General features: G+C 33.4%; 10 protein-coding genes and 1 pseudogene. 6 read left to right on the top strand and 5 right to left on the bottom strand.

What is annotated here, in order from left to right; all coding sequences use genetic code 11:
* Positions 1–10: 10 nt before the first annotated feature.
* Positions 11–1,537, top strand: a complete 1,527-nt coding sequence (gene dsbI / locus FBF10_RS01845) for a disulfide bond formation protein DsbI (protein ID WP_002888391.1) — start codon at positions 11–13, stop codon at positions 1,535–1,537.
* 20 nt (positions 1,538–1,557) lie between these two features.
* On the opposite strand, the gene queC is transcribed toward dsbI, so the two are convergent.
* Positions 1,558–2,232: a 7-cyano-7-deazaguanine synthase QueC gene (gene queC / locus FBF10_RS01840; RefSeq protein ID WP_002859730.1), complete on the bottom strand. Its 675-nt coding sequence runs from the start codon at positions 2,230–2,232 to the stop codon at positions 1,558–1,560.
* A 76-nt stretch (positions 2,233–2,308) separates the two neighbouring features.
* Between queC and FBF10_RS01835 the strand changes: the two genes are divergently transcribed.
* Both FBF10_RS01835 and FBF10_RS01830 read left to right on the top strand, forming a co-directional pair.
* Entirely contained in the window at positions 2,309–3,535 is a 1,227-nt protein-coding gene (locus tag FBF10_RS01835; protein ID WP_002888390.1) for an HD domain-containing protein, read from the top strand.
* Between the two features lie 91 nt (positions 3,536–3,626).
* Positions 3,627–4,023: pseudogene (locus FBF10_RS01830) on the top strand (DUF1440 domain-containing protein).
* A gap of 11 nt (positions 4,024–4,034) precedes the next feature.
* On the opposite strand, the gene ilvD reads toward FBF10_RS01830, so the two are convergent.
* Positions 4,035–5,711: a dihydroxy-acid dehydratase gene (gene ilvD, locus FBF10_RS01825; protein WP_002888389.1), complete on the bottom strand. Its 1,677-nt coding sequence runs from the start codon at positions 5,709–5,711 to the stop codon at positions 4,035–4,037.
* A 159-nt stretch (positions 5,712–5,870) separates the two neighbouring features.
* Between ilvD and FBF10_RS01820 the strand changes: the two genes are divergently transcribed.
* From FBF10_RS01820 to FBF10_RS01810, 3 genes are all read left to right on the top strand, one after another.
* On the top strand, positions 5,871–6,518 hold the full coding sequence (locus FBF10_RS01820) for a ferritin family protein (RefSeq protein WP_002855562.1): 648 nt from the start codon (positions 5,871–5,873) through the stop codon (positions 6,516–6,518).
* A gap of 64 nt (positions 6,519–6,582) precedes the next feature.
* Positions 6,583–6,822 (top strand): ComEA family DNA-binding protein, encoded by a 240-nt coding sequence (locus tag FBF10_RS01815; RefSeq protein WP_002853093.1) that lies wholly within the window; start codon positions 6,583–6,585, stop codon positions 6,820–6,822.
* Between the two features lie 32 nt (positions 6,823–6,854).
* On the top strand, positions 6,855–7,430 hold the full coding sequence (locus tag FBF10_RS01810) for a ribonuclease HII (RefSeq protein WP_002857688.1): 576 nt from the start codon (positions 6,855–6,857) through the stop codon (positions 7,428–7,430).
* Here FBF10_RS01810 and FBF10_RS01805 read toward each other — a convergent pair whose 3' ends face one another.
* The 3 genes from FBF10_RS01805 to FBF10_RS01795 all read right to left on the bottom strand — a co-directional run bounded on the left by FBF10_RS01805 (position 7,431) and on the right by FBF10_RS01795 (position 14,817).
* Positions 7,431–8,876 (bottom strand): glutamate synthase subunit beta, encoded by a 1,446-nt coding sequence (locus tag FBF10_RS01805; RefSeq protein WP_020246801.1) that lies wholly within the window; start codon positions 8,874–8,876, stop codon positions 7,431–7,433. It abuts the gene before it with no gap.
* Between the two features lie 9 nt (positions 8,877–8,885).
* Complete coding sequence (gltB, locus tag FBF10_RS01800; RefSeq protein WP_002888387.1) at positions 8,886–13,376, bottom strand: glutamate synthase large subunit; 4,491 nt, start codon at positions 13,374–13,376, stop codon at positions 8,886–8,888.
* A 133-nt stretch (positions 13,377–13,509) separates the two neighbouring features.
* A complete protein-coding gene (locus tag FBF10_RS01795) occupies positions 13,510–14,817 on the bottom strand; it encodes a Na+/H+ antiporter family protein (RefSeq protein ID WP_072227286.1) in 1,308 nt (435 codons plus the stop codon).
* Positions 14,818–14,926: the final 109 nt, after the last annotated feature.

Below are 14,926 nucleotides of genomic sequence, written 5' to 3'. Positions count from 1 at the left end.
GAAGGGCTAAATGAACGAAATCAATAAAACAAAAAATTTCTACACACTAATGTGTTTAGCAGGCTTTTTGATTATACTCTTGCCTGTAGGTATTGCAAATTTGATATTTGGTTATATGTTGGGCGATAGTCCTTGCACGCTTTGCTGGGGACAAAGAGAAGCAATGATCTTTATCGGTGTAATGGCGCTTTTCATTGTTCGTTATGGTATGAAAGGTAAATACCTTGCCGCTCTTTTAATCATGACAGCAGTAGGGCTTTATCAGTCTTTTGCTCACTATGGTAACCACGCTCATAGAGATTTAGATCAAGGTTTTGGTTTAGCAGTTTTTGGTATCCATACTTATTTTTGGGCTGAAGTAGTATTTTGGGCTGTTGTATTGCTTTTAGGTGTGATTTTTGCTTTTGCTCCTAAATTTAATGCTTTTGAAACAGAATTAAACGGAGAAAAATTTAGAAAATATACTAAATTTAGCTTTGCAGCAGTTTTAATCAGTGCTATCATCGTAGCATCAAATGTTTTCCAAGCTTTTGTAAGCACAGGAATTCCTCCTTATGTAGGACAAGGCGATCCTGTAAGATTTAGTTTAAATCCAAAATACATCATTTGGAGTAAAGAAGGTTGGAATGGTTTATGGCAAAATATTTCTTTCTTAGGAAAACGCGATGTTAAAGCTCCTGATTATGCTTTTGCACCTGCAAGTGAAAAACTTGGCATAAAATTTGATAATGATATCAACAATGCTCCATTTGCAAAAATCAATGATAAGCTTAAAATCACAAATGAACAAACCATAAATTTTGACAAAGTCATCAATACTCTTGATTATATCAATAACGAATTTGTAGCAAGTTCTAAATGGGATGTAGCTTTCTTAGATAATAATTTTAGCGTTAAAGAAGGTTTTGAACTTGATCCTTATTTTTCAGCTTCTATCGATCCAATCATCGGTATCATACCTTATATGAACGATAAATTCATTCTTATGGGCTCAAACAAATCTTTCTTAAGATTTGCAAAAAATCCTAATGCAAGTGAAGAAGATATCGCTAAACAATACGCTGACTTTGTAAAAGGCAATGATAAATTTAAAGGTCAAGGCGAAAGTTTAGGTCGCGGAAGACTTGATACCGTAAGAGCAAAATTTAACCATGTAGCAAGTATGACTACAGATGGAAATTATCTTTATCTTGCAACTGTTCCAAACAACAAAGACGCTAAAACTTTTGTAATCTCTAAAGTTTCTTTAAAAGATTGTGTTCTTTCAGGAGAATTTACTCCAAAAGCAAATCTTAAAGAAGGTAAAACTTTAGGCGATCTTTATGTAACTTCTATGACTTTTAAAGATGGGGAAATTTATACACTTAGCAAAAATCACAATGTGATTGCCGTAATTGATCCAGTCAAAGAAGAAGTAGTGAAAACTATCGCTTTCCCAAGCTCTATCACTAATGCTAGAAGCATTTTCTTTAAAGATGGAAAAATCAATATTCTTTCTTATCAAGATGGAGCAAACAAGCTTTATACTTTAAACTAAGCTTTAAGTCCTAGTGAAAACTAGGACTTATATTTAATCTTATCTTTAAATCCTGCTTTTTCAAAACCTCTTAAACGAAGCAAACAACTATCGCACTCCCCACAAGCTTCATCTTCACTCTCATAACAAGACCAAGTAAGTTCTAAAGGTACATTTTCTTTTAAGGCTAGTTCTACAATTTTAGCTTTGTTTAGTCTAACAAGCGGAGTTTTTATACAAACTTTGAAATTCTTACTCGTACCTTCATTGATAAATTCTTGTGCCTTTTGTATAAACTCATCAGTACAGTCAGGATAACCACTGCCATCTTCTTCTACCACCCCTATAAAAATACTCTCACAATTTTCCTTTTCAGCCAAAGATCCTGCTATGCTTAAGAAAATTCCATTGCGAAAAGGCACATAAGTGATAGGTGGGACATCGCTTATGCAAAGCTCATTTTTAGGGATATCTATACTTTTATCGGTTAAGGCATTACCCCCTATATCTTTGATAAAACTCACATCTAAAATATAAGATTTTTCTACTTTTAAAGCCTTGCAAATTTGCTTAAAACATTCTTTTTCTTTTTCTTGAGTGCGTTGTTCATAGTCAAAATGCAAAGCGATGATTTCATAACCTTCTTTTTTGGCCAGATAAGCACACAAAGTACTATCCATACCGCCACTTATGATACAAAGTGCTTTTTTACTCATTTTTATCCTTAAATTTGCTATAATTTCATAATTTTAACGAAAATTTTTAAATTTAAATTGCAAAAAAGGCAAAAGCATGATAAACATAAAACTCATAGAACACATTTTTAAAGCCGCTTCTATCAGTCGTTGGAATGATTATCCAAGAATGGCAAATTTGGTTGAACTTGACAAACAAGCTCATAAATTCATCATCGCATATTTTATCGCTAAAATGGAAAAAGATGTGGATATGAGAGTGATTATAGAAGGGGGAATTTTTGAGTTTTTAAGTCGTGTTGTGGTAACTGATATACGCCCTGATGTGTATCATGAAATCGTGCGTCAAAAAAAAGCTGAAGTTAATGCTTGGGTTTTAAGCAAAATCGAACCTATGATAGAAGATATAGAAGATGGGGAATTTCTAAAGCGTTTTGAAGCGTATTTAAACGGTAATGCTTATGCTAAAGAAAGACTTATCTTAAAAGCAGCTTCATATTTTGCTACAAGATGGGAATTTAACATAGTTTATCAAACCTCAGCTTTTTTAAATGATATTGATGAGATTAAAAACAAAGTTGAAGAAGAATTAGAAGATTACTATGAGCTTATAGGAGCTAGAAAAATTGCTTTAAATCAAAAAATAGCCAAAATTATTGATCTTAGCGGAAGACTTCGCTTTCAAAAACGTTGGGCTCAAACTCCACGCATACCAGAAACCGCGGTTTTAGGACATATGCTTGTGGTGGCAATTTTAGGATATTTTTACTCACTAAAAATCAAGGCTTGCGATAAAAGACTTGAGAATAATTTTTATTGTGCTTTGTTTCATGATTTGCCAGAGTCTTTAACACGTGATATTATCAGCCCTGTAAAATACGGCATTGATGGACTTCATGATATCATAAATGATTATGAAATGAAACTTATTAATGAAAGAATTTTACCCTTTGTACCTGAGGGTTTAAGGGATGAGTTTTCTTATATTTTAGGCATTAGAGAAGGTAGAAACGGTGAGTCAAATTTTGTAAAAAATGAGTTTGAAAATCGCACTTATAAAAATGCTAAAATCGAGCTTTGCAGCGGAAGTTTAAGCTCTTTTAATGAAAATGAATTTGGTGCTATAGATGGTAAGGCGCTTAAATACTGCGATAAAATTGCTGCTTATATAGAAGCAGGACTTAGTATAAGTTATGGTGTAAAGTCTAAAGAACTTGAAAGTGGTTTTTTAGGAATGTATGAGTTTTTTAAAGAAAATCCTACCATAGATGGGGTGAATTTTTTTGAAATTTGTGAAAGTTTAAGAGAGTATTTTAAAATTTAAATAAGATTTTTATACTACTATTTTCAATATGTTTTAAATAAAAATATTATAATTTCAAATTTTATTTTGTATAAAATATAAAGGAGTTATTATGAAAAAATACTTTCAAAAGCGCTATACTTTAGCCTTTTTTATAGGTATATTAGCGGGTATTTTCGGAGCTATTGTTAAATGGGGTTGGGAAGTACCTTTTCCTCCAAGAAATCCCAATGTTTTTTGACCAGCAGATGCTTTAGAACGTGTTACTCCACCTAAAATTTTTCTAGAACAACTAGGCTTACCTACTGAAAGGTGCAGTTTTTGGATTTTTTGTTTATCTTTTTGCCCATGTTATTGTAATGCCTTTAATTGCAGAAGTTCCACCACTTTCTGAAATTCCTTTTGATGAACACCTGTCTGAAATTTTTGGCCATATTGTTTGGCTGTGGGGCATGGAAATAGTTCGTAGAGATATAAGAAATCGTATAACCAAAGAAATAGAAGAATGAAAGGAAACCTTTCATTCCATATCTAAAACCGCACCTTTACTAGCATTGCTAACAAGTTTTTGATACATTCTAAGCCATCTTGAAGACACCTCTTTTTGAGGCAATGCAAATTCTTTTTTACGTTTAGCAATTTCTTCTTCGCTTACATTTGCATGGATAGTATAAGCATCTACATCAATTTCTATTTCATCTCCATCTTTTAAAAGTCCTATAAGACCACCTTCAGCTGCTTCAGGGGAAATATGACCAACGCTTAAACCCCTTGTAGCCCCGCTAAAACGACCATCGGTGATTAAAGCTACATCAGCACCTAAACCCATACCCATTAAAAGTGAAGTAGGACTTAACATTTCTTGCATACCAGGACCCCCTTTTGGACCTTCATAGCGTATTACACAAACATTTCCTTTTTGCACCTTGCCTTTGATAATGCCTTTTATAGCTTCATCTTGAGAGTTAAAACAAACAGCTTTGCCTTTAAATTTTCTTTCTCCGATTATTCCTGCGGTTTTTATAACGCAACCTTGCTCGGCTAAATTTCCAAACAAAATGGCAAGCCCACCTACTTTTGAGTAAGCATTATCTACTTTACGAATGATATTTTCATCTTTGATTTTGGCATTTTTTAAGCGTTCTTTGAGACTTTCTCCTGTAATGGTCAGTGCATCAAGTTCTAAAATATGTCCTTGTCTGCTTGAAATTTCAGCCATAACTGCACTCACACCGCCTGCTTTGTGGATATCATCCATATAAACACTATTTAGCGATGGGGCTATTTTTGCTATGTGTGCAACTTTGCTTGAGATGAAATTTAAATCTTTAATGTCTAGTGCTACCCCTGCTTCACGCGAAATGGCAAGCATGTGTAAAACTGTATTGCTACTTCCACCCATTGCCATATCTACTACCATAGCATTACGCACAGCTTTTTGAGTGATGATATTACGAATTTTAAAACGCTCATCTAGGGCGATTTCACAAATACGACGCGCTGCTTTTCTTAAAAGCTCTTCTCTTTCTTTACTTAAAGCTAAGATGGTTCCATTACCTTCTAGTGCTATACCCATAGCTTCGCATAAGGTATTCATAGAATTTGCTGTAAACATTCCCGAACAAGATCCACCACTTGGACAGGCTGAACATTCTATATCTTTAAATTCTTCTTCACTAATTTTTTTGGATTCATAAGCCCCTACAGCTTCAAAAACAGAGCTAAGGCTGATCTTTTCTCCTTTTTTGGTTACTCCTGAAGCCATAGGCCCACCACTTACAAAAATGGTTGGAACATTGACCCTTAAAGCTCCCATTAACATACCAGGAGTAATTTTATCGCAGTTTGGAACACAGATTAAAGCATCAAGTTGATGAGCATTCATCACTGTTTCAATAGAATTTGCGATAAGCTCACGACTTGGTAAAGAATAAAGCATACCTTCATGTCCCATAGCTATACCATCATCTACGCCTATGGTATTAAACTCAAAAGGTACGCAACCATTTTTGCGTATCTCATCTTTAATGATTTTAGCATAATCATTTAAAAAATAATGCCCTGGGATTATATCTATATAGCTATTTGCTACACCTATAAAAGGTTTGTCAAAATCTTCATCTTTCAAACCACAAGCACGAAGTAAAGAACGATTAGGTGCTCTTAAATGTCCTTTTTTTATCGCATCGCTTCTCATTGTAACTCCTGATAATAATTTTTTAAAATTATATTTAGCAAAGCTTAATTTTTGTGAAATTTATTTTGATATACATTTTCATAAATGATAAAAATTATTAATTGACAAAAATATTTTTTTATAATACAATGCTTTTTGATAATCAAAAAAGGAGTCAAAATGAGACAATATGAAACCTATAAATGCCAAAAATGTGGTAATGAAGTAGAAGTTCAAAATGTAGGTGGAGGTAAGCTTAGTTGTTGTGGTGAAGAAATGAAATGTATCACTACAGATTTAACTGCAGTAAATTTAATGAAAGCTTTTGCAGGCGAATCTATGGCAAGAAACAAATACGATTTATTTGCTGATGTAGCTGAAGAAGAAGGTTGGCATGCGGTTGCTAGACATTTTAGAGAAGCGGCTGAAAATGAAAAATGGCATGCAAGAGCAGAATTTAAAGCTTATCATGAAATCGTTGATGGAAAACCTTTAGAAGTAACTACAAAAAACCTAGTAAGTGCTGCAGAAGGTGAAAACTATGAGCACACAACTATGTATCCAAATTTTGCAAAAATTGCTGAAGATGAAGGTAAAAAGGCTATAGCAAGATTATTTACAGCTATTGGTAAAGTAGAAATCGAACACGAAAGAGAATATCTAGCGCTTAAAAAAATGCTCGAAGAAGAAGAATTTTTTAATAGTGAAGTAGAAGAATTATGGGTTTGTGAAGTATGCGGACATATACATCGTGGCAAAAAAGCTCCAGCAGCCTGTCCTTTATGTAAAGCACCAAAAGAGTATTTTAAACGCGAATTTTTGGGTTAAGTTAAGAAATTCTTATCCTTTTTAAGATAATATTATAATTATTTTTTAATAAAAGGATAAGAAAATGAAAAAATTACTATTTTTATTTTTTGCTTTAACGGCTTTTCTCTTTGGTGCTGTAAATATCAACACTGCAACACTAAAAGAATTAAAAAGTTTAAATGGTATTGGCGAAGCTAAGGCTAAAGCGATTTTAGAATACCGCAAAGAAGCAAATTTTACAAGTATTGATGATCTTAAAAAAGTTAAAGGCATAGGTGATAAGCTTTTTGAAAAAATCAAAAATGATATCACAATAGAATAAAAGGGCATTTTTGCCCTTCTTTTTAGAAAAATTTGAAAACTTTATTTGACACAAAAGAACTTTTAAACGAATTTGATATAAATTTAATCGGTATTGATGAAGCAGGACGCGGTGCTTTAGCAGGTCCTATGATGATGGCAGCTTGCAAACTGAACAAACAACTTGATGGGTTGTGTGATTCTAAAAAACTAAGCGAAAAAAAACGCGAAGAACTTTATGAAATCATCATCAAAAATTCAAACTATCTCATACTTGCTTTTTCTTCAGAACAAATCGACGCACTAGGCTTAAGCACTTGTTTAAAAAAAGGCTTAAAACTTATAAAAAAGCATTTTAAAACAGAAAATAACTTCTTATATGATGGAAACACCAACCTAGGTATAAACGGGATAAAAACACAAATCAAAGCCGATGCTAGCATTTTGCAAGTAAGTGCAGCTAGCATACTCGCAAAAGTTAGTAAAGATAGGGTGATGAATTTCTTAGCTAAAGACTTTCCTTGTTATGAATTTGAAAAAAACAAAGCCTATGGCACAAAAGCTCATAAAGAATTTATAGCTAAATTTGGAATTTGCAAACTCCACCGAAAAAGTTTTAAACTTTTATGATTATTTTGCTAAATTTTGATGCAAACTCAAAGCACATTCTATACCATCTTTTATAGCCCAAACAACTAAAGATTGTCCTTTTCTAGCATCTCCACAAGCAAAGATTTTTTTATGAGTGGTTTGGAAATTTTCTGTGCTTATGTTGTTTTTCTCATCTAATTTCACTCCAAAATTTTTAGCGATAGCTTCTTCGCACCCGCTAAAACCCATAGCTAAAAGCACTAAATCCGCTTTATAAGTTTTTTTAGAATTTGAAATTTCAACATTTATAGCTTTGCCTTCTTTAAACTCGCGTTTTAAATCATTTGCTTCAACACATTCTACATGAGTTTTTCCTAAAAATTTCTTTGTCATTTTTTGATATTCCCTAGGATCTTTGCCATATACAGCAATGGCTTCTTCTAAACCATAATCAGTAGTAAAAATGTCAGCTTTTAAAGGCCAAGGATTGTTTTGGCTTCTTTGCAAAGGTCTTTTTGGACTTCTTTCAAAACGCACTATAGATTTAGCCCCTTGTCTTGTCGCTACAGCGATACAATCCACACTTGTATCCCCGCTTCCTATAACCAAGACATTTTTACCTTTGGCCATATCTGCACCCTTGCCTGTTTTTAACAAAGTTTTGGTATTTTGCGTTAAAAAATCAAGGGCAAATTCAACCCCTTTTAGCTTTCTACCTTCTATATCAAGATCTATAGGCTTACTTGCTCCTGTACAAAGCACCAAAGCATCAAATTCTTTTAGAAGTTTTGAAACCTTATCTTTGCTGTCTATATTTTCATTCACTTTAAATTCAATCCCACTTTTTTTAAGCAAATCCACCCGTCTTTGAACTATACTTTTATCAAGCTTCATATCAGGGATGCCATACATCAAAAGTCCGCCTATTTTATCGCTTCTTTCAAAAACACTTACTTTATAACCTAGTGAATTTAAAGTATTGGCACAAGCAAGCCCAGCAGGCCCACTTCCTATGACAGCGATTTTTTTGCCATTGTATTGCTTAGGTTTATTTACTCTTACTAAATTTTCCTTAAAAGCATTTTCTATAATGGATAATTCATTATTTTTTATGCTCACACTAACACCATTTATCGCACACACACAAGAATCCTCACAAGGAGCAGGGCAAACACGACCGGTAAATTCAGGAAAAGGATTGGTAAGATCAAGTCTTTCATAAGCTTCTTTCCATAAAGAACGATAAACAAGATCGTTCCATTCAGGAATGAGATTGTTTAAAGGACAGCCCACATCTTTTCCTTCGCTCATCACACCCGTATGACAAAAAGCTACCCCACAATCCATACATCGTCCACCTTGAATTTCTTGTTCTTTTTTATCCAAAGGTATAGTAAATTCTTTGTAATTTAAAACCCTTTCCTTAGGAGCAATTTTTTTAAAATCCATTCTTTTAAAGTCTAAAAAACCTCTTGCATTTCCCATTTTTACTCCTTATTTTTGTGTGATTTTCAAAAATGCTGCTAAATTTGGATCTTTTTCATTTTTACAAAGATCAAGCATTTTTAACATCTTTTCATAATCTCTTGGCATGACTTTAAAAAAGTCTTTTTTATCGAATTTTTCTAAGATATCTTTAGCCTTTTTAGAATCTGTATAAGCGATATGTTTTTCTATCACGGCTTTTAATTCTTTTTCATCCTTGGCATTAAGATCTTTAATATCCACAAGCTCGGTATTTACATGAGCTTCATTGTGTCTTCCAAAGATATAAACAACGCCCCCACTCATACCAGCAGCGAAATTCGCACCCACATCTCCAAGAACTACAACTTTTCCACCTGTCATATATTCACAACCATGCACACCTGTTCCTAAAACCACAGCCAAAGCCCCTGAATTTCTTACACAAAATCTTTCCCCTGCTATACCATCTAAATACACTTCACCTTTTGTAGCTCCATATAAACAAGCATTTCCTGCGATAATATTTTCTTCAGGTGAAAAAGTGGCTTCATTTGAAATTTTTGCTATGATTTTACCACCACTTAAACCCTTGCCTAAATAATCATTGCTATCGCCTATAATCTCAAGTTTAATGCCCTTTAACAAAAACGCTCCAAAGCTATTGCCTGCATTGCCTATAGCTTTGATATGGATACTATCTTCATCTAAAGCATCTTTTCCATAAGTTTTTAAAATTTCACTTGAAAGCATAGTTGCAAAAGTACGACTTTGATTTCCTACTTCTAAAGAAAGTTTGATAGGCTCTTTTTTCTCCACAGCATTTTTACAAAGTGGTAGTAAAATTCTATAATCAATCGTTTTTTCAAGTTTATTGTCTTTATAATCTTTAAAATGCACAGCGGTTCTATTATAAGTAGGCAAGGATTTTAAAATTTTATCTAAATTTAGCTTTCCTGCTTTACCTTGCACACTTTTTTGGCGGAGTTTATCCACGCGACCTATCATATCATCTAGGCGTTCAAAACCAAGCCTTGCCATGTATTCTCTAAGCTCCTCAGCTATAAAATACATGAAATTAATCACATCATCTACTTTGCCTTTAAAACGATCTCTAAGTTCTGTATCTTGAGTGGCTATACCAAAAGGACAGGTATTTAGATGACAAACTCTCATCATTGTACAACCTAAAACAATCAAAGGCGCGGTTGCAAAACCAAATTCTTCAGCTCCTAAAAGTGCTGCTATGGCTAAATCACGCCCGTTCATAAGCTTTCCATCAGTTTCTAATCTTACCCTATCTCTAAGCTTATTTAAGATCAAAGTTTGATGCGTTTCAGCTAAGCCTAACTCCCAAGGAATTCCAGCATGCGGTATAGAAGTTCTAGGACTTGCACCCGTACCTCCATCATAACCTGAAACAAGGATTAAATTCGCGCCTGCCTTAGCCACACCTGCAGCAACCGTTCCTATGCCATTTTCGCTTACAAGTTTTACTGAAATTTTAGCGTCTTTGTTCGCATGTTTTAAATCATAAATGAGTTGAGCCAAATCCTCAATAGAATAAATATCATGATGAGGAGGTGGGGAAATAAGCGTCACACCTGCAGTAGAATGTCTAGCCTTAGCTATCCAAGGATAGACTTTAAAGCCCATTAATTGTCCGCCCTCACCTGGTTTTGCACCTTGAGCGACTTTGATTTGAATTTCTTTTGCATGACTTAAGTAGTTTAAATCCACGCCAAAACGCCCACTTGCTACTTGCTTAATGGCTGAGTTTTTATCCACACCCTCTTTGATTTCATAGCGTTCTTCATCCTCGCCACCTTCACCTGAATTTGATTTAGCACCTATTTTATTCATAGCCTGTGCTAAACACTCGTGTGCTTCTTTAGAAATAGAACCATAACTCATCGCTCCTGTTCTAAAGCGTTTAACTATACTTTCTACACTTTCAACCTTATCTATACTGATAGCTTCACTAAAATCAAATTCCATCAAAGAACGCAAATTAACTTGTTTTTCATCTACTAAAGCCGAGTATTTTTTAAAGCTTTTATAGTCTTTGTTGCGACAGGCTTGCTGAAGATTAAAAATCACAAGTGGATCGATTAAATGTTCTTCTTTAGCACTTCTAAAACCATGAATTCCTTTAGAATCTAAAGCCTTATGCGTATCGTTAAAAGCATGTTTATGTAAAGCAATGAGCTCTTTTTCAAAATCTTCTAAATCCATACCTTCAATGCGTGAAGTTGTAGAAGTGAAGTATTTATCAATCACTTTAGAGCTTAAGCCCAGACATTCAAAAAGTGCAGAGCCATTATAACTTTGCAAGGTAGAAACTCCCATTTTAGAAGCAATTTTGACTATGCCACTTGAACTTGCCTTGATGAAATTTTCTACCGCCTTTTCATAACTTAAATTTAAATCTTTATTGACAATGAGTTTTTGTATGCTCTCATAAACCAAATAAGGATTAATAACAGTCGCACCATAACCTAAAAGACATGCAAAATGATGAATTTCTCTAGGTTCACCACTTTCGATAATAAGACTTGTGTGTGTTCTTAAATTTTTTCTTACTAGATGATTATGCACTCCAGAAACAGCAAGCAAAGCGGGGATATAAGCGTTTTTTTCATCCACTCCTTTATCGCTTAAAATGATAATAGAAACACCTTTTTTAACCTCATCTTCTATCTTAACGCAAAGCTCATCTAAAGCCTTTTCTAAAGTTTTTTTAGAATAATCATAAAGTATAGAAAATTCTTTAACTTGAAATTTATTTAAAGCCTTAACTTCAAAAAGTTCTTCATTGCTTATCACAGGCAAGGCTATTTTTACGCGTTTTGCATTGTTTTCATCAGGTTTTAATAAATTGCCTTCGCTTCCTAGATAAATCCTTGTAGAAGTAACAATCTCTTCTCTTATGGCATCAAGAGGAGGATTAGTTACTTGTGCAAAAAGTTGTTTAAAATAATTATACAAAGGTTGATAAGTTTTAGAAAGTATAGCCAAAGGAGTATCTACACCCATAGCTGCTATAGCTTCTTTACCATTTTGAGCCATAGCAGCCACACTCATTTTAAGCTCATCATAACTCCAACCAAAAGCTTTTTGGAGTTTTAAAACCTCATCTTCTTTTAAAAACTGATGTTTATAAACTCCGCTTTTTTGTTTTTCAAGTTCAACTAAATTTTTAAGCCATTTTTTATAAGGCTTAGCATTAGCATAATGCTCTTTGATTTCATTATCAGCTATAACCCTACCTCTTGCTGTATCAACGAGTAAAAGTTTTCCAGGTTCTAAGCGTTTTTTGGCTTTGATATTTTTTTCATCAAGTTTTAAAGCCCCTGTTTCACTTGAAAGTATGAGCATATCATCTTTTGTAAGATAATACCTTGAAGGACGAAAACCATTTCTATCCAAACTCGCCCCCATAATCACTCCATCAGTAAAAACTATAGCAGCAGGCCCGTCCCAAGGCTCCATCAATAAAGAATGATATTCATAAAAAGCACGCTTTTTGCTTTCCATATTTTCATTTTTATGCCAAGGTTCTGGCACCATCATCATAAAAGCTTCTTCTAAAGTACGACCATTTAGAGCTAAAAATTCTAAAGTATTATCAAACATTGCAGAATCACTGCTAGGCTTAGCTATGATAGGAAAAATTTCATCTAAATTTTCAAAATACTCACTTTGCATCAAGCCTTCTCTAGCTCTTATGCTATCAACATTTCCGCGTATGGTATTAATCTCTCCATTATGCACCATATAACGGTTTGGATGGGCTCTTTCCCAACTTGGGAAGGTATTAGTCGAAAAGCGAGAATGCACCAAAGCGATGGCTGATTTCATATTGACATCTTTAAAATCAAGATAAAAATCGCTCAATTGAGTTGAAAGAAGCATTCCTTTATAAACTATGGTGCGTGAAGAAAAACTTGAAAAATAAAATTTTGGCACATTAATAGCTCTTTTTTCTATAAGGCGACGCGTACTATAAAGCACTCTTTCAAACTCAAGTCCTGCACTTATTTTACTTGGTTTTTTCACAAAGGCTTGTAAAAAATAAGGCATAGCTTTTAAAGCACTTGCACCTATATCGCTAGGATTAAAAGGCACTTCTCTAAAACCTAAAAATTCAAGTTTTTTATCCTTTAAACCTTGTAAAAATATCTCTTTTGCTTCTTCTTTTGCATCAGTATTGGGTGATAAAAACATCTGTGCTACGGCATAATCACCCTTTTTAGGAAGTTCAAAACCCAATTCTTGAGTTTTAAAAAAATCATGTGGAATTTGGATCAAAATCCCCGCCCCATCACCTGAATTTTCTTCAGCTCCTGCACCACCTCGGTGCTCAAGATTCATCAAAATTTCTAAAGCATCACAAATAACCTTATAAGAGGCAATACCGCGTATATTAGCAACTGCAGCGATACCACAGGCATCGTGTTCGTTCTTTGGGTGATATAAACCTATGCTTTGATTATTTTCTAGGATATTTTCTAAATCCATTTTGCTCTCCTTATAAGACTGATTTAAATTTTGTTAGCTTTATAAGGATTATAGCATACATTTTTTTAAAATCGATATAATTTTTATCTTAAAAATAAATAAATTAAAAAATATTTTGATAGATTTGTAAAAATTATAAAAACATGGCGATAATACTACCTAAAATCAATAATGGGCCATTATAAAAAATAAAAGTTGGTATGCAAGTATCTTTAATGTGATCGTGTTGTTTATCAGCATTTAATCCTACAGTAGTTCCCATGGTTGTTTCACTGGCTGGACTTCCTGCATCTCCTAAAGCTCCTGCTACTCCTAAGATAAATATAATAAGTGCTGTACTAAAACCAAGTTCCAAACAAATAGGACAAAAAAGCGTAGCTATGATAGGTATAGTTCCAAAAGAAGTACCTATACCCATAGTGATGATAAGTCCTATTAAAAGCATGAAAAATACTGCTAAAAATTTACTTTGCTCCATCCAAGGAACGACTGAATTTACAAGATCTACTACTGATCCACTTTCTTTTAAAACTTCTCCATATCCTGCAGCAACAAGGATAACAAAAGCTATAAAACCCATCATTTTAAGCCCATCATCAAAAACTTCATTGACTTTTGAAAATTCAACTCCACCCAAAATAACCATTAAAACAAAACCCAAAAGCCCTGATAAAGGTAAATTCATAGTCAAAATTTGCAAAATTAAAGTTAAAACAAGCCCAGCTAAAACACCCCATTCTTTACGCGTCATTTCAAGATTTTCTAAATCCACTTTAGCAATTTCTACTTCTTGATACTCTCTTGACTTACGATAAAACACAAAAAGCGCTAGAAAAAGTCCTGCTATCATACAAATAGCAGCGAAATACATAGTATTTGTAACATCATTTAAAGATACACTTACATTATTTGCATTTAAATTATCTTTTAAAAGATCTTGAAAAGTAAGTCCAAAGCCTACTGGCAAAACCATATAAGGCGTAGTAAGTCCAAAAGTTAAAGCACAAGCAACCGCTCTACGATCGATTTTAAGTTTATTAAAAAGACTTAAAAGAGGTGGAATCAACAAAGGTATAAAAGCCACATGAATAGGAATTAAATTTTGAGAAAAACAAGAAATCAAAGCTATAGACAAAAGCAATAAATATTTTTTATGAGATATAAAATGACTTACTATCTTAATCAAATATGCAGTTAAATTTGTCTTTGAAATCGCTGCGGCAATGGCCCCTAAAAGTATATAGCTAAGAGCTGTTTTTAAATTTTCTTTCATTCCGCTTATAAGTATATTCATAGTATCTACGAGTTCAAGATGAGAAAATACACCTGCAACAAGAGCTGAGATCAAAAGACTCAAAAGTACATTAAAACGAAACAAACAAAGTAAAGTCATCAAAACAACACTGATAATGATAGGATTAGTAAGTAAAGTCAAAATTATTCCTTAAATAATTTTAAAAATTTAATTGTAGAAAAAACTTAGTTAAAATGTAATAAAACTCGAACATATAATGATTTTATTTTAATATGCAAAATTATAAAAATAATTA

It is taken from the genome of Campylobacter sp. CFSAN093249 (assembly GCF_011067895.1).
Taxonomy (GTDB): Bacteria; Campylobacterota; Campylobacteria; order Campylobacterales; family Campylobacteraceae; genus Campylobacter_D; species Campylobacter_D jejuni.
Note: the sequence above shows the minus strand (reverse complement) of the source record. Positions and strands in the feature narration are given on the sequence as shown.

Coding starts and splice junctions, on each gene's coding strand:
- gltB (WP_002888387.1), bottom strand. CDS start 13,376: ATGGATTTAGAAAATATCCTAGAAAATAATCAAAGCATAGGTTTATAT.
- FBF10_RS01805 (WP_020246801.1), bottom strand. CDS start 8,876: ATGGGAAATGCAAGAGGTTTTTTAGACTTTAAAAGAATGGATTTTAAA.
- FBF10_RS01815 (WP_002853093.1), top strand. CDS start 6,583: ATGAAAAAATTACTATTTTTATTTTTTGCTTTAACGGCTTTTCTCTTT.
- queC (WP_002859730.1), bottom strand. CDS start 2,232: ATGAGTAAAAAAGCACTTTGTATCATAAGTGGCGGTATGGATAGTACT.
- FBF10_RS01820 (WP_002855562.1), top strand. CDS start 5,871: ATGAGACAATATGAAACCTATAAATGCCAAAAATGTGGTAATGAAGTA.
- FBF10_RS01835 (WP_002888390.1), top strand. CDS start 2,309: ATGATAAACATAAAACTCATAGAACACATTTTTAAAGCCGCTTCTATC.
- dsbI (WP_002888391.1), top strand. CDS start 11: ATGAACGAAATCAATAAAACAAAAAATTTCTACACACTAATGTGTTTA.
- ilvD (WP_002888389.1), bottom strand. CDS start 5,711: ATGAGAAGCGATGCGATAAAAAAAGGACATTTAAGAGCACCTAATCGT.